Origin of the sequence: Sphingomonas jatrophae (assembly GCF_900113315.1) — a bacterium.
GTDB lineage: Bacteria > Pseudomonadota > Alphaproteobacteria > Sphingomonadales > Sphingomonadaceae > Sphingomonas_P > Sphingomonas_P jatrophae.
Genome location: NZ_FOZG01000001.1, coordinates 1,553,123 through 1,577,089 on the forward strand (window position 1 = coordinate 1,553,123; position 23,967 = coordinate 1,577,089).

Here is a 23,967-nt window from a genome sequence, read left to right on the forward strand (position 1 = left end):
GCGATGGGGGGCCGCGCCGATCCTGCCTGTTGGAGCCGCCGCGCGCTGCTGGCGGGCATCGGCGGCACCGGGGCGCTCGCGCTCACCGGCTGCGGGCCGGCGCGGCGCGGACGGGACAATACGCTCGTCGTCGGGCTGACCTACGATCTCGATACGCTGAATGTCTATTCGACGGGCTTCCTCGGCGATGTCGAGGCGGCGGTGGTCGAGGGCCTGCTCGCGCCCGACGAACATGCCCGCTACGTCCCCGTCCTCGCTACCGAGGTGCCGACACTCGCCAATGGCGGCATCCAACTGACCGACGGCGGCAAGGGCATGACGATCACCTACAAGCTGCGCCCCGGCGTGCTGTGGCACGATGGTCAGCCATTCACCTCCGCCGATGTCGAATTCACCTGGCGCGCGGTGAAGAACCCCGCCTTCATCGCGGAATCGAAGGACGGCACCGATGAGATCGTGGCGATCGAGACGCCCGATCCGCTGACCGTCATCTGCCGTTATGGCCGGGTCAGCCCCACCTTCGCCACGACCTTGTTCACCTTCGGCATCCTGCCCCGCCATCTGCTCGAGGGCGTGGACCTCAATACCGCACCGTATAACGAGCGGCCGATCGGCACCGGCCCGTTCCGGGTGACGGCATTCAAGCGCGGCCAGTATGTGCTGACCGAGCGGTTTCCGAACTATTGGCGCCGCGATGCGAGCGGACGGCGCCTGCCCTACCTCGATCGGCTGATCTTCAAGATCATCCCGAACTCCAACACTTTGATGACGCAGATCCGCTCGGGCGAACTCGATCTGGTGACGCAGACGCCCTACGATCAGGCCAAGCAGATGCGCGGCATGCCGGGGGTGGAACTGCTGCGCGCGCCCTTGCTGTCGTGGCAGCATCTCGACTTCAACATGCGCAATCCATTGCTTGCCGATCGCCGGCTGCGCCTCGCCATCGCCCATGCGATCGATCGCGAGCCACTGGTGCGCGCCCAGGGCGGCTTCCCGATCCCGATCCAGTCGCCCGTCGTGCCGGTGTTCGACTTCTTCGATCCAAGCGTGCGCGCACCCGCCTTTGATCCCGCGACAGCACGTCGCCTGCTCGATGAAGCCGGTTTCAGGCCGGGCTCGGACGGGGTGCGCCAGCGGGGGGCGGACCGGCTCGCCTTCCGCTTCCTCGTCCAGTCGGGCAAGGGGAATGACGAGCTTGCGCAGCAGGTCATCATCGCGCAGCTGAAGGCGATCGGGATCGATGCCTTCGCCGACAATCGCACCGGCGTCGCCTACCGGCAGGCTCGCTACACCGGACAATATGATCTGAACTACGCCAATTGGGTGACCGGCGCTGACCCGATCTACAGTCGCTTCTACGCGACAAAGGGATCGAATAACGGGCAGAAATACAGCAATCCGGCGCTGGATCGGATCCTCCAGGCAATGGAGGGCACGCTCGATCCCGCGGAACGGCGCTGTCAAGGCTTCGCCATGCAGCGCATCCTGCTCCACGATCTGCCGAGCATTCCGATTACCAGCAACGTCGCCGTCGTGACCAAGCGCGCGGGGCTGGCCGGCTTCACGCCCAACCCGACGAACATGACGCCATTCGTCGGCTGCGCCTTCTGGCGGTGGCAGGCATGAGCGCGCGGCTGCTGCTCGGCCGCCTTGCCGCCGCGGTGCCGCTGCTGCTCGGCATTTCGCTGATCCTGTTCGCCGTCGTCCATCTCGCGCCCGGCGGGCCGCTCGACGTCTATGCCGACAATCCTTCGGTGACACCCGCTGCGCTGGAACGTCTGGCGGAAGCCTACGGGCTGAAAGAGCCGCTGCCGGTGCAATATGCCATGTGGCTGAAGGCGACTGTGGCGGGGGATTGGGGCTATTCGATCCGCACCGGCCGCCCTGTTCTGACCGAAGTGGCGGAGCGGCTCGGGCCAACCTTGATGCTGGCAGGGGCGGCGGCAGCGCTCGCCTTCGTGCTGGCGGTGGCGTTGGGGACGCTGGCGGCCGCGCGGGCGGGGCGGTGGGTGGATCGCGTGATCGATGCGCTGACGCTCGGTGGGTTGTCGCTACCGTCCTTCTGGCTGGCGCTGGTGCTGCAATATGCCTTTGCGGTCCGGCTCGGCTGGCTGCCCTCGGCCGGCATGGAGACGATCGGTGCCTCCTCGTTCGGCGATCGGCTGGCGCACCTGGCCCTGCCGGCGACGGTTCTCGCCATCGTCAATGCCGCCAGCTGGACGCGCTACATTCGCGCAGGGATGATCGACGTGCTCAGTCGCGACTATATCCGCACCGCCTATGCCAAGGGCATGTCCGAGCGGACGGTGCTGCTCCGTCACGGTTTGCGGAACGCCATCGTGCCGGCGATCAGCGTCATCGCGCTCGATCTCGCCGGGCTCGTCTCCGGCGCGGTCATCACCGAGGCGGTGTTCGCCTGGCCCGGCATTGGCAGCCTGTTTGTGCAGAGCATGGACGGGCGCGACTATCCGGTGCTGATGGGCGTGCTGCTGATGGGCTCCGCCGCCGTCGTCCTCGCCAACATCATGGCCGACCTTGTTCAGGCGGTGCTTGACCCGCGGCTGCGTGATGGCTGAGCCCCGCGCCTCGCTCCATCCCCGCCGACGCCGCATCGATGGCGTCACCGCGGGGCTGACGCTGCTCGCCATCATCGCCTTTGCCGTCGTGGCCGGCCCATGGCTGTCGCCATATGGCTATGACGAACAGGCGCTGGCGCTGCTCGGCCAGCCGCGGCCGCCGTCCTTGTCTCATTGGCTGGGCACGGACGAGCTTGGCCGCGATGTGTTGACGCGCCTGCTTTATGGTGGCCGCATCTCGCTCGCCGTCGGGTTGGCGGGCGCGGCAGTGGCGACGGGGGCGGGCACGCTGATCGGCGCGCTGGCGGGCTATTTCGGCGGCTGGATCGATCAGCTGCTGATGCGCTTCACCGATGTCATGCTGTCCATTCCTGCGCTGCCGCTGGTGCTGGTCATCGCCGGGCTGATCCGGCCTGCCCCCACGTTGCTGGTGCTGCTGATCGCCACTTTGATCTGGCCAGGCGCGGCGCGGCTGGTGCGCTCGCACGTGCGGAGCATCCGCAAGCTGGATTATGTCGCGGCGGCACAGACGCTGGGTGCAGGATCGGCGCGGATCATCGCGCGGCACGTGCTGCCGAATGCAGTGCCCGCCATCGCCGTCTCCGCCACCATCGCGGTCGGCGGCGCGATCATGCTGGAATCGGCGCTGTCGTTCCTCGGCTTCGGCATCCAGCCGCCGGTGCCGACCTGGGGAAATCTGCTGAACGAGGCGGCACCGTGGCTGGTCAGCGCGCCGTGGATGTCGATCCCGCCCGGCGCGCTCATCCTGCTGAGCGTCGTCGCAGTGAACCTCGTCGGCGATGGCCTGCGCGTGCGAGGCAGCGGCCTCTGACCTCCACCGCTACTATGCGCTGAACTCATATCGACAGAATTCTTTCGACGCTGCGACGAGCCACGAAGTCCCTGTTCAGCGCCGAAGCCTAGACATAGGTTTGTCATATAGCACCGGCCAAGCCGGGCACGCGCGCCGGGGAGCCCGCGGGAATCCGACTTCAGCGTTGATTCTGACAAGGGGAAAGTCATGTCTGCTCGACTTCGTTGCACGCTGCTGGCGACCAGTCTGCTGGTCTCAAGCGCCCTCGCCAGCCCGGCCTGGGCGCAGACCGATAGCGCCCCCGGAACCGCGGCGGACGCGACCTCCCCCGCCCCCGGCATCCAGGCGCCGGAGAACTCGCCTGTGGCCGAGAGCAGCACGGGCGAGATCGTCGTCACCGGCACGCTGATCCGCGATCCGAACGCGGTCGCCTCCGCCCCCGTGCAGGTGGTCGGCCGCGACGAGATCCGGCTGCGCCAGTCGAACACCGCGGAGGAGATCCTGCGCACCCTGCCTGGTGCGGTGCCGAGCGTCGGCTCGGCGGTGAACAATGGCGGTGCCGGCTCCTTCTACGCCGACCTGCGGGGCCTCGGCAATTTCCGCAACGTCGTGCTGCTCGACGGCAACCGCATCGCGCCGGCCGACCTGCTCGGCCGCGTCGACCTCAACAACATCCCACTCGCGCTGGTCGAGCGGGTCGATACGCTGACCGGCGGCGCGTCCACCACCTATGGCGCGGACGCGATCACCGGCGTGGTCAACTTCATCACCCGGTCCAACTTTACCGGCGCCGAGATCGCCGCCTCCAAGCAGATCACCGAGCGCGGCGACGGCGCCTATTTCCGCGGGGACGTGACGCTGGGCAGCGACTTCGCCGACGGCAAGGGCAATGCGGTGCTGTCGTTCGGCTATCAGAAGTCGGATCCCGTTTATCAGGGCGCGCGCGGTTTCTCCGCCACGCAGATCGACAGCTATACCGGCCGGCCGGGTGGCTCCTCCACGTCGCTGCCGTCTTCGTTCAGCGTCGGGGCGCTGGGTACGCAGCAGCTGAACGTCGCCACCGGCGCTCTGGTTACGCCCTACCAGCCGTTCAACTACAATCCCTACAACGTCTTCCAGACTCCGTTCAAACGGTACAACGTCTATTCGGCTGCCCATTACGAAGTCGCGGACGATGTCGAGCTGTATGGCCGCGGCATGTACTCCAAGAATACGGTCAGCACGATCGTCGCGCCATCTGGCGTCTTCGGTGCGCTGGTGACGCTGCCGCTGTCCAACCCTTATCTCCCGGCTGCGGCACGCGCTTCTTTCTGCGCCAATAACGACTTCAACCCCAATCTGGCGGGCATCCAGACGCTGACCCCCGCGCAGTGCGCGGCAGGGGCCGTCGCGACCAGCCCCAATGATCCGAATTACCGCACCTTCACCACCCAGCTGCGCATCCGCACCACCGACGTCGGCCCGCGTATCGACGTCTACGAGACCCAGTTGTTCGACATTCGCGGTGGCGTGCGCGGCAAGATCAGCTCCGACATCAGCTTCGATGTGTCGGGCAGCTATGGCGAAAGCGAGAACTTCCACGGTCAGGACAATTATGTCAGCCTGACTCGGGTGCGCGATGCACTGCTGGCGACCAACCCGAACAACTGCCTGAGCGGCACCGCGGGCTGCGTGCCGCTGAACATCTTCGGCAATGCGGGCGCCATCACCGAGGCACAAGCCGCCGGCCTGCGCGTTCCCGCCACCAGCCGCATCACCTCGTCGCTGACGCAGGTGCGCGGCCAGATCAACGGTTCGGTCGGCCTGTCCAGCCCGCTCGCCGAGCGCCCGGTCAGCTTCGCGATCGGCGGCGAATATCGCAAGTACAAGGCCGCGCAGGAAGCCGATGCACTCGCCCGCAACCCGAGCGAGCTGGGCGGCGGCGGCGGCGCGATCACGCCGTTCACCGGCGGCTATGACGTGATCGAGGGCTTTGGCGAAATCATCGCCCCGCTCGTCCAGAACCAGCCGTTCATCCAGGAGCTGTCCCTGGAAGCCGGCATTCGCCAGTCGCATTACTCGATCAAGGCGCCGGGCTCGCCCTCGTTCAACACGACGACGTGGAAGGCGGGCGGTAGCTGGCAGCCGGTGGACGCGATCAAGTTCCGCGGCGTCTACCAGCGCGCCATCCGCGCACCCAACATCAGCGAGCTGTTCCAGCCGAGCTCCACCGGCCTCGGCTCGCTCAACATCGATCCGTGCGCCGGCCGCGCGCCGACCACCAACGCGGCCCTGCGCGCGGTCTGCCTCGCGCAGGGCGCTCCCGCCTTCGCTATCGGCGTGATCCAGAACCCGGCGGCTGGCCAGCCAAACCAGACGACGGGCGGCAACCTCGCGCTCAAGCCCGAGAAGGCGACCACCTACACGCTGGGCGCGGTCATCCGCCCGTCCTTCGTGCCGTCGCTGACGGTCACGATCGACTATTACAACATCAAGATCGAGGACGCGATCACGATCCCGACGCCGCAGGATGCGATCAACGCCTGCTTCGGTGCCATCTCGGCCGCCAGCGCCACCGATCCGGCCTGCACCGGCATCCGGCGCAATCCGATCACCGGTGCGCTCGACGGCGATGCTGGCACCACCGGCGGCGTGCTGCTCGGCCGCTCGAACGCTGGGCGCCTGTCGACGGACGGCATCGATCTGGGCGTCAACTGGCGGCACGATTTCGGGCCGGCGCTGCTCAACCTGTCCTTCCAGGGCAATTGGACGAACAGCTCCAAGTTCCGCGCCACGCCGATTTCGGTCAATCGCGAGTGCGTCGGCTTCTACAGCGCCAATTGCGGCTATTCGGGCTCGATCCAGCCGGAATTCTCGTGGAACCAGCGCACGACCGTCACGGTCGGCCCGGCGGATGTGTCGCTGCTGTGGCGCCATGTCGATGCCGTGCGGCAGGAGCCGCTCGATGTTCTCGCGAACGGCCCCGCTTTCGGCACATTCGGACGGATCAAGAGCTACGACATCTTCGACAGCTCGATCCGGTTCCGCGCCGCCGAGCAGCTGGAGTTGACGATCACGGTCACGAACCTGTTCGACAAGCAGCCGCCGATCGTCGGCGGCAGCATCGGCAATGTGCTGTTCGGCAGCGGCAACACCTACCCGTCCACCTACGACGCACTGGGTCGGCGCTTCGCCTTCGGCGGCCGGCTGACCTTCTGACCGCCGCCATGCCGCCTCTAGCCGCCGCTCCGATGCCGCCGGACCTTTCGGCGCTGCTGCAGGCGGCGGCGGAGGCACGGGGGGCCGGACGGCGGGACGAGGCGCGCGCACTGCTCGAACAAGCAGTCGCGCGCCATCCCGATCAACCCGCCGGGCTGAACGGTCTCGGCCTCGCTTTGCTGGGCGCAGGCGAGGCAGAGAGGGCGGCGGCGCTGTTCCGCCGAGCAGTGGCGGTCGACCCCACAGCGCTGCCGCTCCGCATGAACCTGGCCACGGCCGCGCGCGCCGCGGGACAGAGCGAGACGGAGCGCGAGGCTCTGCGGGCGGCCCTCGCGCTCGATCAATGCAACCTCACGGCGCTCACCCGTCTGGCCGAGCTGCACGAGCGGCTGGGCGAGGAGGCGGCGGCGGTGGAGCGCTGGTCGGCAGTGGTCGCCGCCGGTCGCCTGATCGACCAGCCATCGCCCGCATTGGCGGCAGTGCTGGATCATGCCGCACGGTTCGTCGCGGAGCGCACGCGGCAGTTGGGCGAGACACTGGACATCATTCTGTCAGACCGGTTCGGCGACCTTGCCGCGGGCGAGACACGGCGCATGGCCGCGGCGGTGGACGCTATGCTCGGCCGGCGCCGCATCTACGCCAACCAGTGCACGGGGCTGCATGTGCCCTTCCTGCCCGCCGACGAATATTTCGAACGACGCCACTTTCCCTGGCTCGCTGCGGTGGAGGCGCAGACCGATGCGATCCGGGCGGAAGCGCTGGCTCTGCTCGACGATGATGGCGCGGGCTTCCGGCCCTATGTGGAGCTGCTGCCCGGAACGCCCGAAAATCTCTGGACGCCGCTGGATGGCTCGTCGGACTGGAGCGCGGTGCATCTCTTCCGTCATGGCGTACGCGACAATGCGCTATGCGCGCGCTGCCCGCTCACCGCCGCAACGTTGGCCGCGGTGCCGCAACCCGATCTCCCCGCCCGCTCTCCCACCGCCTTCTTCTCGGTGCTGCGTCCCGGCGCGCGCATCCCGCCGCACGGAGGCGTCACCAACATCCGCGCGACGGTTCACCTGCCGCTGGTGGTGCCGCCGGGCTGCGGCTTCCGGGTGGGCGGCGAGACGCGCGCTTGGGAGGAAGGCCGCGCCTTCGTGTTCGACGACACGATCGAGCATGAGGCATGGAACGAAGGCGATGCACTCCGCATTCTGCTGATCTTTGATGTCTGGAACCCGCATCTGACCGCGGCCGAGCGGTGCATGGTGGCGGACGTTTTCGCAGCCAGCGACCGCCACCGCGATGGCTTGGCGAGCTGATCAAGCGATATCGACGGGCGCTCCCCCAGCCCGCGCGCTGGCGATGATCGCGTCCAGCAGTGTCATGACCTCGATCGATTGTACCGGGGTGATACCGGTCCAAGGCCCGGTGCCGCGCACCAGATCGGCGAAGCTTTCTGCCTCGGCGCGAAAACCGCTGCCGCGCGCGAATGCCTGTTCGTCCCGCGTCACCGTCCAGCCGCCGCGCGCGACGATCAGTTGCCCCGGATCGGCATCGGTCAGGTGATTGAGGAAGTCGGTCTGCACGACGCCCTGCTCGCACGCGACGATCGCACGCCGATACAGCGCGGTGCCGAAGGAGCAGGCGACCTGAGCCAGCAGCCCGTCGGCAAAGCGAAGATTGGCGACGAGCGTCAGGTCCACACCCCGCTCGCTCCAGATCGCCTCCGCCGAAACGCGCGTCGCCTGCTGACCGGCGAGCAGGTGGATGAGGCTGACCGCATAGCAGCCTGCATCCAGCAGCGCACCGCCGCCCAGATCGGGGTTGAGACGGATATTGTCGGGCGCCCCGAGCGGAAAGCCGAACGCCGCCTGGATCATTCGCGGGCGGCCGATCTCGCCGCCATGCACCAATTTTGCCAGCGCCTGCGTCTGCGGCTGAGCGCGATAGGGATAGGCCTCGACGAGGTGCAGGCCAGTCCGCTCCGCCGCCGCGAACATCGCGCGGGCCTCGTTCGCACTGACGCCGATCGGCTTCTCGCACAGCACATGCTTGCCGGCCTCCAGCGCGCGGATGCTCCATTCGGCGTGGAGCGTATTGGGCAGGGGATTGTAGATCGCCTCCACCTCGGGATCGGCGAGCAGCGCCTCATAGTCCGGCAAAGCACGCGCCACGTTGTTCGCATCGGCGAAGGCGCGCGCCGCCTCCTCCGAGCGGCTGGCGACGGCCACCGCGACCACCTTGTCCGATCCGGCGATCCCGCTCACGAGATGACGCGCGATGTTCGCCGTGCTGAGAATGCCGATGCGGAGCGGCTGCATGTGAAATCTCCCGAGTGCCTGGCTGCTTCTACCCGCGGCTCGGCACACTAGAAGCTGCATAAAAGTCGATCGCCGGATCGCAGGAGGAATGACGTGAACGACAAGGATCTGCTGCTGGTCGGCTGCGGCAACATGGGTGGAGCGATGCTGCGGGGCTGGCTGCGCGAGGGAATGGCCGGCAGGATCACCGTCCTCACGCCGCATCCGCAGCGCGTTCCGCCCGACGTCACCAGCCACGCCACCGTCGATGGCATTAGAGGAGAGCCGCGCACTGTGGTGCTCGCCGTCAAGCCGCAGATACTCGCGACGGCCGCCCCCTCGCTCCAACGCTGCGTCGGTCCGGGCACGATCCTGTTGTCGGTCCTTGCAGCGGTTGACTTGGCGACCCTCCGGCGCGCCTTCCCGCGCGCGGGCGGCATCGTTCGCGCAGTCCCCAACCTCCCCGCGGCCATCGGTGAGGGCGCGACCGCGCTCGCCGGCGATACGGACGAAGATGACATGCGGGCCGAGTTGAGCCGCCTGTGCGCCTCATTCGGCACCGTCGAGTGGCTGTCAAACGAGGCTGCGCTGGACGCGGCGACGTCGGTCTCCGGGTGCGGCCCCGCATTCCTGTTCCGGTTTGCCGAGGCGGTGGTTCAGGCCGGCGCCTCGCAAGGGTTGGCGCCGGATGCGGCCCGGCGTCTCTTCGCGCAGACGATGCTGGGCGCGGCGCGCCTGCTCGGCGAGAGCGACGCCACGCCGGCCGAGCTGGTGCGCCGTGTCGCCAGCCCCGGTGGCGTGACCCTCGCCGGGCTGGCAGTGCTGGACGAAGGGGATGCGCTAACCCGGCTGGTCGGCAATGCGCTGGCATCCGCCGCCACGCGCAACGCCGAAATGGCCGCGAAAGCGCGGGACTGATCCCCTGCCACCGCGAGGACTGCCGCGGCAGCGTTTGGCGATCGCCCGATCTGCCCCATGATCCGCCACACCAGCGAAGGGCCTTTCGCCGATGAAATCCGGACGACCAGCAGAACCCGCCCTGCCCTTCCTGTCTGCCACGGTGCCCGTGTCCAGGTTCCTCACCTTTTCCCGTGTCTCCGCTGCCACGCCTGATGCGTCAACGCTCTTCCAAGATATAGCCCTGTCGGTCGGGGCCGAGCGCATCGGCTTGTAGGGCGCAACGGATAGGGCAAATGGACGCTGCTGCATATTGAAGCCAGAATCGATGCGCCGGCACGTGGCGGTGTGCGCCGCGCCGGCACAGTCAGCATGCTTCTAGCATTGACAGGACGCCGACAGCATGGCCGATCGCTTGATACGTCGGGATCTAACGACACGCCCCAAGTGTCACGATTCGGTCGTATCTCGCCGCCAGGGTTTCATGGCTGTAGAAGCGAAACTTGCCGCATTCATAAGACTTTGCGGCGAGGCGCGAATGTGAGCGGCACGTGCGCGGACTCATCGCCGCTTGCTGAGAGGCAAGTCCTCAGCCGAACCTTTGGCGAACAAGTACCTTCGCGGCCGCTTCGTGCAGTTAAGTCCGAGGCGTCGGTGTAGAAGGCGGTTCAGTAGCGCTCTAAGGTCGTTCTCGGCTTCGTCGTTGTGTTCGCTACACCGGTCCGGTGAGGTTAAGGCGATGAGAGTTCGACCTGCGAGAGGCGATTTCCGTGTCCGGGCACCTCACCCGGAGTCCGTCTCAACGGCTCATCTACGACAATGAGGGTCAGTCGAGGGTCAGCTTTCGCGCACGCGGAAGCTGACGCGAAGATCCGGTTCGACTACCCACAGCTATTGTAGGCGTTCTTCTGAAAAAATGGTCATTAACCCCACCTCAGTTGCTTAAAGCGGCCGTTCTGTTCTCCGCCAACTTCGGTCAGCTGAATGCAAGCGACCGAACGCCTGATCATGCGCGGTAAGGCGCTGACGTCGCCCCCGATGGTGGGCGGTGCAGAGAACTAGTTGCCCGCAGCGCTGGCTGGACACGCCTCCGGGCCGTGCTAACCCTCGACGCCCGCCACCTTCACAACAAACGGGAGACGCTCCCCGCCTTCTCAATGGTCTTGCTTGAAGTTCGAAGGACAGCCGGGACAGTACGGATCGCCGCTGCAAGCCTCGGTCATCGCTCCCGCTCCGCTGCACTAGGTATCCATTCAACAACATGTCGCGCGTAGTTTTGGATGCGCGCTGGCTATGATACCAGAGGCTATGGCAATTACGGCATCGCCAGCCACCCAGTACTAGATGTGTTCTTTGCACCAGCTTGCCACATCCTTGATGTAAAATGGTTGGTCGGATATGTTCTGCGACACGATGCGTTCTGACGATCTCTAACATCCGCTGCCCTTTCTCGGGCAAAAGCGTCGGTCCGCTAAACTGCTGGTCGAACACGAAGCGCGTCTCGCTGAACTCGCGAATGCGGACGTGTCCCGCAACACGCCCATCCTCATCAACCCACTCGCACAGCAGCCGATCAGCCTTGGCCATGCGCTCAACCACGAGCACATCGAGGCCGGGGAAAGCTTCCGCATAGGGCCGAGGGCCCTCGGGGCGGCGCTTCGGCATCAACCAGCTCCCTTTTGAAGAGGCAAGAGGTTTTCTAGAATCTAGCGGCAAACCCGCACACTGCACAGTGCGAAACCCAGCGTAGACGCCTGCCGCGACAAGCCCGATTTCAGCGCCACAACCAAACGTCTATAGACGGATCCTGGCCGAGCTAAGCACCTAGCAGGCTTGGGAAAAAGCGCTCCTCTGAGCGGCACTTACACGTTCAAACTCGACGCGTTGGCTGTGCACCGCGTCAAGCTCGAACACGTCTCGCCCGCTTCTATGAATTAGCGGAGGTAAGCCTCAAGCACCCGGTCAATGTAAGCTCGCTGCTCCTCGACATAGCGAGGCACGTACTGCTTCAATACAGCATTGTTCTCGTCGATATATGACTGATGGAGCGGGAGTACTGCTCGTGCCTGTTCGAAGAGCGGATCCAAAAACGGAACCATCTCCTGCCAGTCGTCGGCGGCGATGTCCATCTGCAAGATGATCTTGTCGCTCAGCACTCGTCCACGAAGGACCGGAACGAAGTTACGCGTGGGCCTCTGCCGCCACAACACGGCCGAACCGCTGTACGGCACATCGATCTGCAGCCAGCGCCCATCGCGCATTCCGGTCCGCTTGCCATACCATTTGGCCTGGTAAGCACTCGATCGCACCTCCCGATGATCAAGCGGATCGACGACCAGCGGCTTGAGCTTCACTTCGTCAAACAGCAACTCATCCACGCTCTGGTGAAGCAGTGCAAGGCGTTTATTTGGCAATTGGAGCACGGCCTTGCCCAGCTCGTCATCCCACCTCAGTCGATGACGCTTAACCGCCGTCGGGTGCCTCAGGAACCAGTTGCTCGTGAAGTATACGTCTTGCAAAACAACCTCCAAAATATGGAGGCACATCAAAGACATGGATGTTATCAGCTACGATATGCGCTCCGGGCTAGGGTAGACCGCCTTGGCGATCATGGAGCGCTCGGTGCTGACATGGAAGCGGTGAGCTGCTTGCGGCCTTCATGCCACAACGGATCGGTGCCGGCAAGAAAAACCCGTACACCCGCGATAAATGAGCGGGCCAGCTAACCCCCGGCAACGACAAGCCAGTAGTTGCCACGACGCGTTGGCCCCACTGGTAGGCCTGCTCAGCCCCTCAACGACGTGGCTGCGGTCTGCTTCTTCCGGGGGACACAATCGGGCGCTTCTTGGCGGAGCCTTAGTGATCGCCCTCCCCGCTTAGCAAGCTCCCGGTCTCCATGATCATCGCCATGGCGCCGGCGAGCCGTCGGAGGTCCGCTCGCGCCCAATAGCGTTGGGGTGGACGCCCCCTGACGGCATCGATGTGCCAAAGTGGAGGTGTTGAAGCACCACTGCAGGAGGCGTCCATGGGTGAGGTTAGCACAGTTGGGGTTGATCTGGCCAAGTCGGTTTTCCAGGTCCACGGCGCGGATGCGAGCGGCACGGTCGTGTTCCGCAAGAAGCTGCGGCGGGACCAAGTGCTGCCGTTCTTCTCGACCTTGCCGCGCTGCGCGGTAGCGATGGAGGCGTGTGCGAGTGCGCACTATTGGGCGCGCGAGCTCGCCGCAGTCGGGCACGACACGAAGCTGATCCCGCCGGCGTACGTGAAGCCGTTCGTGAAGCGGCAGAAGAACGACATGGCCGACGCGGAGGCGATCTGTGAAGCGGCGCAGCGCCCGACGATGCGGTTCGTGCAGGGCAAGAGCGCTCAGGCGCAGGCCTCGGCGGTTGTGTTCCGAACGCGCGACCTGCTGGTGCGCCAGCGAACGCAGCTGATCAACGCCCTGCGTGGGCACCTGACCGAGTTCGGCCACATCGTCCGCCAGGGTGTCGGGCACGTCGGCAAGCTTATCGAGATCGTCGGCGACCCTGCGTCCGATGTGCCGGCCGAGGCGCGACCGGTGCTGGTCGTCATCGCGCAAAGCCTGCTGGCACTACAGGCACAAATCGCCGTGCTTGACCGTGAGATCGCGAGCCGAGCGAAGGCGGATCCGGTGGCGAAGCGGCTGATGACGATCCCCGGCGTCGGCCCCGTGACCGCGACCGCGCTGGTGGCGCTGGCGCCGGCCGCCAGCACCTTCCGGCGCGGGCGCGACTTCGCCGCCTGGCTCGGGCTTGTGCCCCGGCAGCACTCGAGCGGTGGCAAGGAGCGGCTCGGGCGCACGACAAAGATGGGCGAACGCAGCCTGCGACGACTGCTGATCCTGGGCGCCAGCTCGGCAACCAAGGTCGCCGCGCGCGAGCCAGACAAGGCCGGCGCGTGCCTGGCGAGCATGCTCGCGCGCAAGCCACGCATGCTGGTCACAGTTGCGTTCGCGAACAAGATGGCGAGGATCGTCTGGGCGCTGATGGCGCATGGCGGATCCTACAGAGCTCCGGCCACGGCGTAACCGCCAAGGCTTGAGGCGTCAGGGACGCAAGGGAAGGTCAGCAGAGAGGAATGGCGCAACGGTCAGAAGACGGGGTCGGGAAAACCAGTCAAAGTGTCCAAGCGCCATGAGCGCGCAATAGCGGTCTGAACCCGATCCGCGATCTCCATTCAGGCCAGCAGCTGTGATGAAAGCTGCATCAAGAGGCCGGACACACGGCAGCACCTGAACCCGCGCGCAAGATTCTCGACAACAACCCCTTGTATCCGGAGGGGCGTCCACACACGGACATTCTAGCTTGGCGGGGCAGACACAGACCGCTCATCACTAGCCCTTGCGGCTGGGGTCCGCCTTCGCGTTCCGTGTAGCGCCGCAGACGACGTCATCTGTCACTCTTCGATACCAACGGTCCGACGAAGCGCGCGCCTCATCAATTAGGCTCTGCGGCAGATACCCCGAAGGCTCATCCAATCTATGGGTCCACAGTCCCGAAGCATAGCGGAGCTGCCACAGCTTTATGCGCCACCACGGCACAGCATCGGCGATCGCGTAGATTATGTCGGTCCGGTACATCGACTGCGCCATTTCCCGCAGGGCGATCGTCGATGCACCAGCCCGCTCAGCGACCTGCGCAAGATCGGCGGCACCGCCGCACCGTGCGACGACGTCGACGAGTTCGGTGTCCGGCTCGATCGGCGGGGTGGACCAGCTCGGATAGTGCAGGATGCTAGAGGAACGAGGCCACAGCCCGTCAAGCATCTCGTACCGTGTGGCTCTTAGCGACAGCAAATTTGCGGGCGGCCGGCTCAGCATCTGCAACCCGATGACAATCAAGGCGATCACCGCGAAGAACTTGCAGAGCCGTCCTCTAACCATGGCCTCTACCTAGCCATTCCGGCACGCGTCGCAACGTCCGCTAACCACCATTATCGGACATTCCAGCGTCGGCCGGCGCGATCGTCCGCAAACGTCAAAAGACGGACAGTCTCCGGTCGCACTGAAGCGCGAAGACAGACTACCGTGAACTTCGTGTTTGGCTCCAAGCCAACGCCATCAACTCAGGTAGCACAGCGACGCGCGCTCTCGCCTGCGCGCTAGCCGCAGTACCCCGCAGCACTCTTCCCTTGATTCCGTGGAAAATCGCAGCAAGACGAAAGAAGTTGAAGGCTATGTAGAAGTCGAGATCCGGCACCCCCTCTCGCCCCGTCCTTCGACAGTAAGCGCCGACATACTCTTCCTCTGTCGGGATACCCAGCCTCCGGATGTCACTCCCATGAAGACCAGCGACAATCTTCGGAGGCATGCGATACATCATCAAGTGATAGGCAAAGTCGGCAAGTGGATGGCCGACCGTCGACAACTCCCAGTCCAGCACCGCGAGGATGCGCGGCTTCTCGGCGTCGAAGATGATGTTGTCGATGCGGTAGTCGCCATGGATGAGGCGACTGGCCCCATCATCGGCAGGCATGTTCGCCCGCAGCCATTCGATAAGCCGATCCATATTGGCGTCACGCCCCGCGTCAACGTCGGCTAGGTATTGCCGGCTCCACCGATCGATCTGACGCTGGAAGTAATTTCCGGGTCGCCCAAATCCGTCCAGCCCGACGGCTGCCGGATCGATCTGGTGCAGGGTGGCCAACGTCTCGTTCATCGCATCGAAGATCTGACCACGCTCGGCGCGCGGAACGCGGGGCACTGTCGCATCCCAGAAGATGCGCCCCTCAACCATGTCCATCACGTAAAACCATGTGCCGATGACCGAGTCATCAGTGCATAGCCCCCGCAATCGTGCGACGGGGAAGGAGACGGCCGCGAGCGCCTGCAGCACCTGCGCTTCACGTTCGATCGCATGAGCGCCGCGCAGCAACTGACCCGGAGGCTTGCGCCGAAGCACATATGACCGCCCCGGCGTTGTAAGCTTGTAGGTCGGGTTCGACTGTCCCCCCTTAAACTGCTCGACAGTCAGCGACCCGCTGAAACCCTCGATACGAGCTTCCATCCACCGGGCGAGCGCGCCTTCGTCGAAGTCATAGCCCGCTCGAACCGGAACCGTTCCGATATTCTCGTCCGCCGCCACGCTCATGCTGGGTTTGCCTGTGCGAAATCGCGCTTGATCTTCTTGGCAAGGCTCCAGCGATGAACCTCGCTCGGCCCGTCATAGATGCGGAAGGCGCGTATTTCTCGGAACATCTGCTCGACGATCGTGTCGCCCGACACTCCGGTGCCGCCCATCACCTGCACACAGCGATCCGCGATCCGCATGAGGGCCTCGGAGACCGCAACCTTCGTCATCGAGCTTTCGACCGTGCCCAACGAGCCGGTGTCGAGCACACCCGCGCACCAGTCAATCATCGATTCCGCCTGGCGGAGGTCGATCAGATTGTCCGCCAGCATGAAGCCGACGCCTTCATGGTCGATCAGCGGCTTGCCGAAGGCGTGCCGTTTGCATGCGTAGGCGGTCGCAATCTCGTGCGCTCGCACGCACCCGCCAAGCCAGCGCATGCAGTGCGACAAACGCGCAGGACTAAGCCGAATCTGCGCATACTTGAAGCCTTCACCTTTCATCCCCAACATCTGGTCGGCAGGCACTCGTAGGTTGTCTATGGCGACAATGGAGTGGCCGCCCGGCATGGAGCTGTCGATGGTGTCGAGCACACGCTCGATCCGGATCGCAGGGTCGGGCAAGTCCACCAGGAACATGCATGCGCCGTCGTCCGACTTCGCCATGATGATCCCGACCTTCGCTCCGGCCGCGCCGGTTATGAAAGCCTTGCGACCGTTTACGACCCAGTGATTGCCATCAAGCCGGCATGTCGTTCGCATCATCGACGGATCGGATCCTGCGCCACCGTCTTCGGCAGGCTCCGTCATGAAGAAGGCGGAGCGTGACGAGCCATCAACCAGGGGGCTCAAGAAGCGCTGCTTCATGCCAGGCGAGGCGATGGCGCCTAGCAGGAACATGTTGCCTTCGTCCGGCGATGCGGTGTTGACGGCGACCGGGCCGAGTGGCGACAAGCCCGAGGCGATCAGGACCACGGCGGTTTCCCGCTGGCTAAGGTGCTGTCCATCGGCAAGGATATGCGGGGTCAAGACGCCGGCCGCACGCGCTTTCGAGCGAAGCTCTGCTACCAGTTCTTCACTGGGACCATGGCGTCCAAGGCGGGGATCCTTCTCATAATGAACAACGGTCTCTCTGACGAACTTGCCAACTCGGGCGGCGATTTCCTGCGCTCGGTCAAGGCCGACAGACATGATTCACTTACCTTCCGCTTTCTCAGACATCGGCTCGAACCACATGCGACTGTGATCCTGGGGCGCTCCCTGGCCCGTTGCACCCGCACGGGATGACCGAGTAAGGACCGCACCGTCAGCAGGCAGACCGCCCGCCTTTCGACATGTCAGGCTATTGGCACCTGCCCCATCATTCGCTGGGGGCAGCAGGCGTAGTACGCACTGCCACACGCCGAATCTTGCCAGTCACCGTTTTAGGGATCTCGTCTAAAATCGTGAAGCGTCGAGGAACCTTGTATGCCGCCAGCTTCTCGCGACAATGAGCCTCTAAATCAGCGGCCTGCACTATCGCCCCAGCGCGAACGGCAACATAGGCGACGACAGTTTCGCCGCGGTATGCATCGGGCTCACCTACCACCGCTGCCTCATGCACTGCCGAGTGCTCCAGCAATACATCCTCAACCTGCCGTGGCCAGACCTTAAAGCCGGCCGCGTTGATCATATCTTTCTGTCTGTCGACGATATATAGCCAGCCAGCGGCATCCATTGTGCCGACATCGCCAGTGCGAAGCCAGCCTTCGGGAGCCATCACCTCCGCAGTCTCTAACGGGCGTTTCCAGTAGCCTGCCGTCACTTGCGGGCCGCGCACCCAAACTTCTCCCGCTTGCCCGGGCGGCAAAGGATTGCCTTTGGCATCAACAATCTTCATCTCGGTCGATGAGATCGGCACGCCAACCGACAGGGCTCCCGTTTCAGGATCAGTTGGAACCTCGCACCCTGGAAGTCCCATGTGGGTAGGCGCGCAGGTCTCGGTCATGCCATAGACAGGAATAAGGTTGAGCCCCAGCCGCTGCTGGAGCGTATTGCGCAGGGCAGGTGCAATCGGCGCGCCACCGCTAAATGCTACATCCATGTGGCCGAAATCCGCGATGCTTATGTCGGGCAGTGAGGAGAGAGCATTGAAGGCTGTGATTGCCGCGACGGTCGTCGTTGCTTCAAAGTCACGTTGAAACGCCAGAATCACCTCAGGGTGAAAGCGGTATGTTAAGCCGACAGCGCAACGTGCCACAATTGAAACCGCCATGTGCAGCACAAAGCCGGTTATATGGAAGTAAGGCGCCAACCCTAGCATACGCGAGTCAGAGTGCAACCTCATCCAGATCGCGGACAGCTCGGCGTTGAAGCAGAGAGCATCATGTTGGATCATAACCCCCTTTGGGCGCCCTGTTGTACCCGATGTGTAGAGAATTAGCGCAAGCTCTCCGCCATGACGGGGCGGCCTTATGATCTTTCCTGCTGCACTGGCGCGCCAGTTTTCGCCGATCGAGCCAGATGCTATACCGGCCGGCGCGACGCGCTGATCAACACGGGCGCCATTTCGAACATCGGTCGTGATCACCGCAGGGTTCAAACCCGCACTAGTCACGGCCGCGTTTATCTCCTCTACCTGGCGCACATCGCAAACTATCGCTACCGGACGAAAATCGATGAAGAGGTCCGCCAATTCCGCCGGCCGGTACATAGGGTTGCAGGGCACCGGCACGGCACCGAGCTTCCACGCGGCGAGCACCGCTACGGTAAATTCCGGCACGTTCTGGAGGATGACCGCAACCCGGTCACCCGCTTTGATTCCGCTATCGCTTAGCCAACCCGCCAGCCCTTGCGAGCGCAGATCAATATCAGCTACAGTTAAGACTTGATCGAAGTAGCGTATCGCTGGCGCCTCAGGCGCATCGTTCATCCACTCATTCCAGTGATCAAGGAAATGATGCTTTGTCGCCGCGAACTGTCTCGGCAAGTTTGCCGAGTAGAGCGTCAGCCATGGACCGCCTGCACCGGAAAACTTCATTATCCTGGTATCCAGCCGATTATTGCGTTTGGTCGCTTTTGGATCGAACATCGGTTTATCCGCATTGCTTAATGCTATCCTCCCCGCTCAGCTCCTTCACCATTCGCCCGGTCATCGCCTTGGCGTCGCTGAACAGCATCTGGGTGTTGGCATTGTAGAAGATCGGACTGTCGATGCCGACGAAGCCCGCCCTCACCGCATCGACCGGCTCGTCCCCCACTCCGACAGCCGCAGCGCCTCGGCGTCCTTGTCCCAACAGGCTTCGGTGGGGTCGAAAACGTGGGGCGCGAACAGGTTGAACGCATCTGCCTCGAGCCGCGAGACGCCGTCCGCCGCGTCGATCATCAGCACGCCGTGCCGCTCCACGGTCTCGCCCGCCGCTCTGCCCCCGACATTGCTGCCGCTCGACGCCGCCAAGTCGACGATCACGGAGTTGCGGCGCATGGCGGCAATCTGCGCATCGCGAAGCGCCGTTTTCCGCTACAGAAGGTTCCGCCCGGCGGTGGCGGCGCGGGGCCTTCATTTTAGATTATATCTTCCATGGGCGGACAAGTTACCGAAGAGATCGTTCGTGATCCGCCTCTCCGCGAAACGCCACAAACCATCGAGCTTTTCGAAGCGGTCGTGGTAATCACCTGTGATAATTGGCTGAAGCGGCACACCCGGAGCATCTTGCAGTACGAATACTGAGCTGGTCGATACAACTGCGCCGCACTCGACAGGCTCTATGATGACGTTACAGATCATATGCCTAGTGCGAGGCACGCCGTCATACAGCCTCAGGAAGTCGACGAACATTCCGGTGATGGCCGGTGCATTGTTAACGACTGGATCTGGCAACGTTTCGAAGTAGACTGTAGCATGTGCAAACAACTGGCCCAGGGCCTCCAGCTCTCCCCGATCGAGAAGCTTGGGATAGCTATGTACGAGACGCTGGATTTCCAGATAGTCAGCTAGCTCGAACATGTTGCAACCTCAGGCCAAGTTGAACCTTAATGTGCGCACCCATCAGCGGAAAGGGCACGCTGCTTGCGGCGTTGAGCCACGCGCGTCTATGCGTCCGGGACGTCATGCCTGCACAGGAGCAGGCCGGTGCCAGCTGGAACTGCTCTCCGAACATCGTCTCTCACTTCGCATTCAAAAAGTAGCGCTTTACGGATCATCACTTGAGACGGTTCTTTGGATCAGTCTCGTCGCAAGTTATTCGCACAACTCGCACCGCCGCCCTCACCCAAGCCTCTCAGCCTTTGTACCGCCTACTACGCATACCCCTGTTTTTGCCGCGGGTGGCACCTGTTTACGTAATTGCGGGCCAATGGTCTAGACGCAATGGCTAATCCGTGGCACCTTTATCCCATGACCTGGGCAAATGCCGCCAGAGGGGATCGAGAGTGACATACTCACGAGAAGAGGTCGAGGCTGCCATAGAGGGCCTGCGCCTGGGGTTTATCGAGTCCGAAAAGCGCAACCACTGGGCGTGGCTCGCCGACGCTTTCTATCATGAGGATGCGACCTACTTCTGCCCTTACGGCGGCGCCATGCCGGTATTCGCCCGGAGCCGGGAGGAGATCCGACAAACGCACTATGGCCGGGACATGGACGTTGGCTCAGGATGGGCGGGATGGAGCTTCCCGATCCTTGAGTATGCCGTTAACGGCGCGCGCATTTTCAGTCGTTGGGTCAATCGTGGCCCTGGTCGACGCCCCGATGGAACCTTCTATGAGACGGAGGGCGTCAGCTTCATCACCTATGGTGGAAGCGGCAAGTTTTCATCACAGCTGGATCTATTTGATATCGGCCATCAGATGAAGTTGTGCGACGAGCTCAAGGAGGCTGAGCTGCTCGATCCAAGGCTGGAAATGGAATGGGTTGCCCCCATGAAGCGACGACTTGTAGATAACCTGATGGCAGGGATACCCCCGACTCCAGGCGCGTAACTAGGAAGCATAGCGGTCTTAGCGCTACTCCCTTTAAGTGGCTTGACGGCCGGAGCCGTGTTTCTTCCTCGGATTATGCTCTTCAGCGAAGGCCGAACGTCTTAGCTATGATATCACCGGCTCGACTGTCAGCCGCATAGGCAGCTACACGAGCGACGATTTCTTCGAGCACATGGCGCTCAGTTGTGTTCAAATTCTCTTTATCAGTGAACGCATTTGGCGCAGGCGCATTAATAATAGAGCGTACAACAAAGGCCCGCGTTTCATACGGGGCCATGCTCTTGAGAGCCGAGAAAGTCTGCACGTCTTCCCCTACCGCACATCTGAAGCGGACGCCCTTGTTACAGATGGCCTCCACAATAGGCTTCGTCGCCAACGCGGGATCACGGCCCCATTCGTCGAGGTCGGCGACACTCGGAAGGACAGCGTCAAGCCACTTCTTATAAGCGCTTCCTGTAGGCTGCACGAACTGGACGTGATTGGCGAACGGCGTTCGATGAGCTCCAGGCTGCACGACAACAACCTCGACGCCAAAAGGCGATAATTCCATCGCCAGCCCCTCGGCCCAACCCTCAAGTGCCCATTTCGAAGCAGCGTACATGGTGAGCAGAGGATGCGGCGCGTTAACTGCATTGCTGGATACGATCACAATTCGGCCGCGTTGCGCAACGCGCATTGCGGGCAGCACCGCCCGTGTCACCGCTAGCGTGCCAAAAAAGTTAGTTTCCATCTGCGCTCGGCAATCAGTGTCGTCGAGATCTTCAAAGGCTCCCAGCACGGAGTAACCGGCATTGTTCAGGAGGGCATCCAGCACTCCATCGGTGGCATCCAGAACAGAGGCTACCGCCTCATCGATCGAGTCTTGCTGGGTAACATCGAGAACGACCGGGATAATCGCACCGGGCGGGGCATGGTCGACAAGCCGTTCAACCAAATGCGCGGCCTTACCAATGTCGCGTATCCCGGCGAAGACATGCCAACCAGATCGTGCGAGCTCAAGTGCAACGTCCGAGCCGAAGCCGCCCGACGCCCCGGTTATTAGCACGGATTTCATGAACCACCTCCCCGGCATCAGCTCTCGCCATAAGGCTTCAGCTGATCGTCGAACGCCACCCTGCTCCCGCAAGCCGTCGTCAAAGCGCGCGCTGGGCCCGTCGGACAAGATTAGCTTGCAGCGCCCCTCACGCGAGAGCTGCGTTCTGGAAATTGAGTCCGAACGCTTCTATGACAGGAAGCGGGTTGATATACTCTCGCCAATACACAACCAGATTGTTCTCGAACCTGAGAATCCCTAAGTACTTATTTGCGTAGTTCCGACTGTTTGATCGAAGCACCGTTTCTGAATGGTACTCCACAAGTAGCATATCGGGATCGGCCATCTCGTAAAATCGATCCACCTGGTGGTGATAACCGTCACAATCTGCCATGCCGGAGATAGATGTCGCTATGAATTGGTCTCTCCCTACCATCCGGTCGGGAAATTCCTTCAGCGGGAGGTAGGGCCAATCGAACTCCGCATCGGGGTGAACGTACCGCTTGAAGGTGTCAAAGTCCTTCCCACCGTAGGCGGTGATCAGCTCCTCAAAAAGGCGACGAACTTCGGCTCGCCGATGCGCGATGCTGTCCAAGGCTTCTCTCCCTCAAGAGCAACCTCCTCCATCGCGGCACACTCTGTCAACGCAAATCCGCAATTACCGCCTCTAACGCCACTTTATGCGTAATCAGTCGACGATGTTGGTTGCCCGATAATCGTGTTTTATGAGCTTATGTGTCAGCTCGTAATGGATGCCGCTGATCCCTGGTATCCTGTCGACTGTGGCGTGAAGATAGTCAGCCAATTGGGACGCATCCCTCACCCATGTGATAGCTAGGATGTCCGCACGACCGATGAGCGACGCGACATAAGTAATTTGAGGTTGAGCAGAAAGGGCATCGATTACCTCTTTGAGAGGATAACCTGCATCCGTACTGATCCATAGATAAGCCACTAGCGGGTCAGGCATCAGATCATAGTTTGTAATCGCCGTAACTTGGATTGCCTTTTCATCGGTCAATCTCTTCAGGCGGACTCGAATCGCGCCTTCTGTGACGCCGAGTTCACGTGCAATCTCACGATTGCTAACACGAGCATCTGTAGATAGCCGGTCGAGAATACGCCTGTCTAAATCGCTAAGCTCAATCCGTTTCATCGAAGCGGCCCCACGGTTGGACATACTTGTGGATCTTTAGAGCTAGGGCAGACTCTACCGCAACAACACCGTCGATGGCTCTAATGACGCCGTTGAGCTGCTCACCAAGCTCGTCCAGCGAGCTGCCGATCACTTGGATCTCAAGATCATATCGCCCGATCACTGACAGGATGGAAATAACCTGGGGTAGCTTCAGGAGGTCGCCTCCAACCTCCTCCAGCGTCCTGCCCCTCACCTTCAAGCCGATGAGGGCCGTGTAGGGGAAACCTCTCGCGGCCAGATCGAGGCGAGCGACTATCCGAATTGAACCGGACTGCTCAAGCCGGCGAATACGCGACCTAACCGTTGCGTCGTTAAGATTCACTCGTGCGGCGATATCCTGAAGCGGCATGCGGCCGTCTTCCCGCAGGAGCTCGATAATCGCCTCATCGTGCTCGTCGAGAGATCGCTTACTAATCGCCCCACCCTCCCTAAAGCGGCATGCCGCACCTCTGCCTGCCAAGGCGCAAGTTCGATCGCAAGCCAGAGGGGTTGTTACTCCGCGGGGGCCACTTACGCAAACGAGCACGTCTCGATCAGGAGAGGGCGAATTGCGTATAATGATTAGCCTTGGCTCTGATAGCGCAGGAGCTGCGAGCTGGCATAGCGCGGGTGCTAGCATGACCGCTCTCGCCGAGCTTGACTGCGCTCTGAAGCGATATCGGTGCGCGGCTTGAGCGGCCGCGACGCTTGGGGTGTCGACTGACGGATAGCTGCCCGAACCGCCGCGGCAGGTTGGCTCGCCTTTGCAACCGAGGCGCCCCGTCCCGGCGACGCCACCCACATACGCACTATTCCATCGCACCACCATCAACATGACGGTGAGAAGACCCGCGTTGCCAGCCTCTTCTCTCCGGGGATTACCGATCGAGAGCCCGTGGGTGCGGCCTCTACTCGAACCTCCGGTTGCCGGATCGGCGGGTTT

Annotated in this window: 21 protein-coding genes; 8 read left to right on the plus strand and 13 right to left on the minus strand. The window is 63.0% G+C overall.

The window, feature by feature from the left end:
- The first annotated feature begins 3 nt into the window (after positions 1-3).
- The 5 genes from BM360_RS07360 to BM360_RS07380 all read left to right on the plus strand — a co-directional run bounded on the left by BM360_RS07360 (position 4) and on the right by BM360_RS07380 (position 7,892).
- Positions 4-1,626, plus strand: a complete 1,623-nt coding sequence (locus BM360_RS07360; RefSeq protein WP_093312904.1) for a peptide ABC transporter substrate-binding protein — start codon at positions 4-6, stop codon at positions 1,624-1,626.
- Entirely contained in the window at positions 1,623-2,576 is a 954-nt protein-coding gene (locus tag BM360_RS07365) for an ABC transporter permease (RefSeq protein WP_093312906.1), read from the plus strand. The genes BM360_RS07360 and BM360_RS07365 overlap by 4 nt, the downstream gene beginning before the upstream one ends.
- Positions 2,569-3,408 (plus strand): ABC transporter permease, encoded by an 840-nt coding sequence (locus tag BM360_RS07370; RefSeq protein ID WP_093312908.1) that lies wholly within the window; start codon positions 2,569-2,571, stop codon positions 3,406-3,408. The genes BM360_RS07365 and BM360_RS07370 overlap by 8 nt, the downstream gene beginning before the upstream one ends.
- A gap of 189 nt (positions 3,409-3,597) precedes the next feature.
- Positions 3,598-6,588, plus strand: coding sequence for a TonB-dependent receptor plug domain-containing protein (locus BM360_RS07375; protein ID WP_093312910.1), 2,991 nt, complete (start codon positions 3,598-3,600; stop codon positions 6,586-6,588).
- A gap of 32 nt (positions 6,589-6,620) precedes the next feature.
- A complete protein-coding gene (locus BM360_RS07380) occupies positions 6,621-7,892 on the plus strand; it encodes an aspartyl/asparaginyl beta-hydroxylase domain-containing protein (RefSeq protein ID WP_093312912.1) in 1,272 nt (423 codons plus the stop codon).
- On the opposite strand, the gene BM360_RS07385 is transcribed toward BM360_RS07380, so the two are convergent.
- Positions 7,893-8,894, minus strand: coding sequence for a Gfo/Idh/MocA family protein (locus tag BM360_RS07385; RefSeq protein WP_165611230.1), 1,002 nt, complete (start codon positions 8,892-8,894; stop codon positions 7,893-7,895).
- A gap of 93 nt (positions 8,895-8,987) precedes the next feature.
- On the opposite strand from BM360_RS07385, the gene proC reads away from it, so the two are divergent.
- Complete coding sequence (proC, locus tag BM360_RS07390; RefSeq protein WP_242653349.1) at positions 8,988-9,791, plus strand: pyrroline-5-carboxylate reductase; 804 nt, start codon at positions 8,988-8,990, stop codon at positions 9,789-9,791.
- Positions 9,792-11,704: 1,913 nt separating this feature from the next.
- On the opposite strand, the gene BM360_RS07395 is transcribed toward proC, so the two are convergent.
- On the minus strand, positions 11,705-12,325 hold the full coding sequence (locus tag BM360_RS07395; RefSeq protein WP_093312916.1) for a hypothetical protein: 621 nt from the start codon (positions 12,323-12,325) through the stop codon (positions 11,705-11,707).
- 470 nt (positions 12,326-12,795) lie between these two features.
- On the opposite strand from BM360_RS07395, the gene BM360_RS07400 reads away from it, so the two are divergent.
- Positions 12,796-13,818, plus strand: a complete 1,023-nt coding sequence (locus BM360_RS07400; protein ID WP_093312918.1) for an IS110 family RNA-guided transposase — start codon at positions 12,796-12,798, stop codon at positions 13,816-13,818.
- A gap of 306 nt (positions 13,819-14,124) precedes the next feature.
- Here BM360_RS07400 and BM360_RS07405 read toward each other — a convergent pair whose 3' ends face one another.
- The 7 genes from BM360_RS07405 to BM360_RS07430 all read right to left on the minus strand — a co-directional run bounded on the left by BM360_RS07405 (position 14,125) and on the right by BM360_RS07430 (position 19,843).
- Positions 14,125-14,640 (minus strand): hypothetical protein, encoded by a 516-nt coding sequence (locus BM360_RS07405; protein ID WP_131819213.1) that lies wholly within the window; start codon positions 14,638-14,640, stop codon positions 14,125-14,127.
- A gap of 172 nt (positions 14,641-14,812) precedes the next feature.
- Positions 14,813-15,880 carry a phosphotransferase gene (locus BM360_RS07410; RefSeq protein WP_093312922.1) on the minus strand — a complete coding sequence of 356 codons (1,068 nt, stop codon included), beginning with the start codon at positions 15,878-15,880 and terminating at the stop codon, positions 14,813-14,815.
- Positions 15,877-17,049: an acyl-CoA dehydrogenase family protein gene (locus tag BM360_RS07415; protein WP_093312924.1), complete on the minus strand. Its 1,173-nt coding sequence runs from the start codon at positions 17,047-17,049 to the stop codon at positions 15,877-15,879. The genes BM360_RS07410 and BM360_RS07415 overlap by 4 nt, the downstream gene beginning before the upstream one ends.
- Before the next feature lie 169 nt (positions 17,050-17,218).
- Positions 17,219-18,928, minus strand: coding sequence for a class I adenylate-forming enzyme family protein (locus BM360_RS07420; protein ID WP_093312926.1), 1,710 nt, complete (start codon positions 18,926-18,928; stop codon positions 17,219-17,221).
- Positions 18,929-18,932: 4 nt separating this feature from the next.
- Positions 18,933-19,097 carry an NAD(P)(+) transhydrogenase (Re/Si-specific) subunit beta gene (locus tag BM360_RS19305; protein ID WP_165611231.1) on the minus strand — a complete coding sequence of 55 codons (165 nt, stop codon included), beginning with the start codon at positions 19,095-19,097 and terminating at the stop codon, positions 18,933-18,935.
- Positions 19,070-19,330 carry a hypothetical protein gene (locus BM360_RS07425; protein WP_278247414.1) on the minus strand — a complete coding sequence of 87 codons (261 nt, stop codon included), beginning with the start codon at positions 19,328-19,330 and terminating at the stop codon, positions 19,070-19,072. The genes BM360_RS19305 and BM360_RS07425 overlap by 28 nt, the downstream gene beginning before the upstream one ends.
- Before the next feature lie 66 nt (positions 19,331-19,396).
- Complete coding sequence (locus tag BM360_RS07430; protein WP_093312930.1) at positions 19,397-19,843, minus strand: nuclear transport factor 2 family protein; 447 nt, start codon at positions 19,841-19,843, stop codon at positions 19,397-19,399.
- Positions 19,844-20,268: 425 nt separating this feature from the next.
- On the opposite strand from BM360_RS07430, the gene BM360_RS07435 reads away from it, so the two are divergent.
- Complete coding sequence (locus BM360_RS07435; RefSeq protein WP_093312932.1) at positions 20,269-20,814, plus strand: nuclear transport factor 2-like protein; 546 nt, start codon at positions 20,269-20,271, stop codon at positions 20,812-20,814.
- An 82-nt stretch (positions 20,815-20,896) separates the two neighbouring features.
- Here the strand turns inward: BM360_RS07435 and BM360_RS07440 are convergent, their stop codons facing one another.
- The 4 genes from BM360_RS07440 to BM360_RS20015 all read right to left on the minus strand — a co-directional run bounded on the left by BM360_RS07440 (position 20,897) and on the right by BM360_RS20015 (position 23,859).
- On the minus strand, positions 20,897-21,868 hold the full coding sequence (locus BM360_RS07440) for an SDR family oxidoreductase (RefSeq protein ID WP_093313874.1): 972 nt from the start codon (positions 21,866-21,868) through the stop codon (positions 20,897-20,899).
- Positions 21,869-21,995: 127 nt separating this feature from the next.
- Positions 21,996-22,442, minus strand: coding sequence for a nuclear transport factor 2 family protein (locus BM360_RS07445; protein ID WP_093312934.1), 447 nt, complete (start codon positions 22,440-22,442; stop codon positions 21,996-21,998).
- 93 nt (positions 22,443-22,535) lie between these two features.
- Entirely contained in the window at positions 22,536-23,003 is a 468-nt protein-coding gene (locus tag BM360_RS07450; RefSeq protein ID WP_093312936.1) for an Lrp/AsnC family transcriptional regulator, read from the minus strand.
- Entirely contained in the window at positions 22,990-23,859 is an 870-nt protein-coding gene (locus BM360_RS20015; protein WP_341350583.1) for an Lrp/AsnC family transcriptional regulator, read from the minus strand. Before BM360_RS20015 ends, BM360_RS07450 begins: the two co-directional genes overlap by 14 nt.
- Positions 23,860-23,967: the final 108 nt, after the last annotated feature.

Coding starts and splice junctions, on each gene's coding strand:
- BM360_RS07400 (WP_093312918.1), top strand. CDS start 12,796: ATGGGTGAGGTTAGCACAGTTGGGGTTGATCTGGCCAAGTCGGTTTTC.
- BM360_RS20015 (WP_341350583.1), bottom strand. CDS start 23,859: ATGTTGATGGTGGTGCGATGGAATAGTGCGTATGTGGGTGGCGTCGCC.
- BM360_RS07415 (WP_093312924.1), bottom strand. CDS start 17,049: ATGTCTGTCGGCCTTGACCGAGCGCAGGAAATCGCCGCCCGAGTTGGC.
- BM360_RS07385 (WP_165611230.1), bottom strand. CDS start 8,894: ATGCAGCCGCTCCGCATCGGCATTCTCAGCACGGCGAACATCGCGCGT.
- BM360_RS07430 (WP_093312930.1), bottom strand. CDS start 19,843: ATGTTCGAGCTAGCTGACTATCTGGAAATCCAGCGTCTCGTACATAGC.
- BM360_RS07370 (WP_093312908.1), top strand. CDS start 2,569: ATGGCTGAGCCCCGCGCCTCGCTCCATCCCCGCCGACGCCGCATCGAT.
- BM360_RS07360 (WP_093312904.1), top strand. CDS start 4: ATGGGGGGCCGCGCCGATCCTGCCTGTTGGAGCCGCCGCGCGCTGCTG.
- BM360_RS07420 (WP_093312926.1), bottom strand. CDS start 18,928: ATGTTCGATCCAAAAGCGACCAAACGCAATAATCGGCTGGATACCAGG.
- BM360_RS07375 (WP_093312910.1), top strand. CDS start 3,598: ATGTCTGCTCGACTTCGTTGCACGCTGCTGGCGACCAGTCTGCTGGTC.
- BM360_RS07440 (WP_093313874.1), bottom strand. CDS start 21,868: ATGAAATCCGTGCTAATAACCGGGGCGTCGGGCGGCTTCGGCTCGGAC.
- BM360_RS07450 (WP_093312936.1), bottom strand. CDS start 23,003: ATGAAACGGATTGAGCTTAGCGATTTAGACAGGCGTATTCTCGACCGG.
- BM360_RS07395 (WP_093312916.1), bottom strand. CDS start 12,325: ATGTCTTTGATGTGCCTCCATATTTTGGAGGTTGTTTTGCAAGACGTA.
- BM360_RS07410 (WP_093312922.1), bottom strand. CDS start 15,880: ATGAGCGTGGCGGCGGACGAGAATATCGGAACGGTTCCGGTTCGAGCG.
- BM360_RS07380 (WP_093312912.1), top strand. CDS start 6,621: ATGCCGCCGGACCTTTCGGCGCTGCTGCAGGCGGCGGCGGAGGCACGG.
- BM360_RS07365 (WP_093312906.1), top strand. CDS start 1,623: ATGAGCGCGCGGCTGCTGCTCGGCCGCCTTGCCGCCGCGGTGCCGCTG.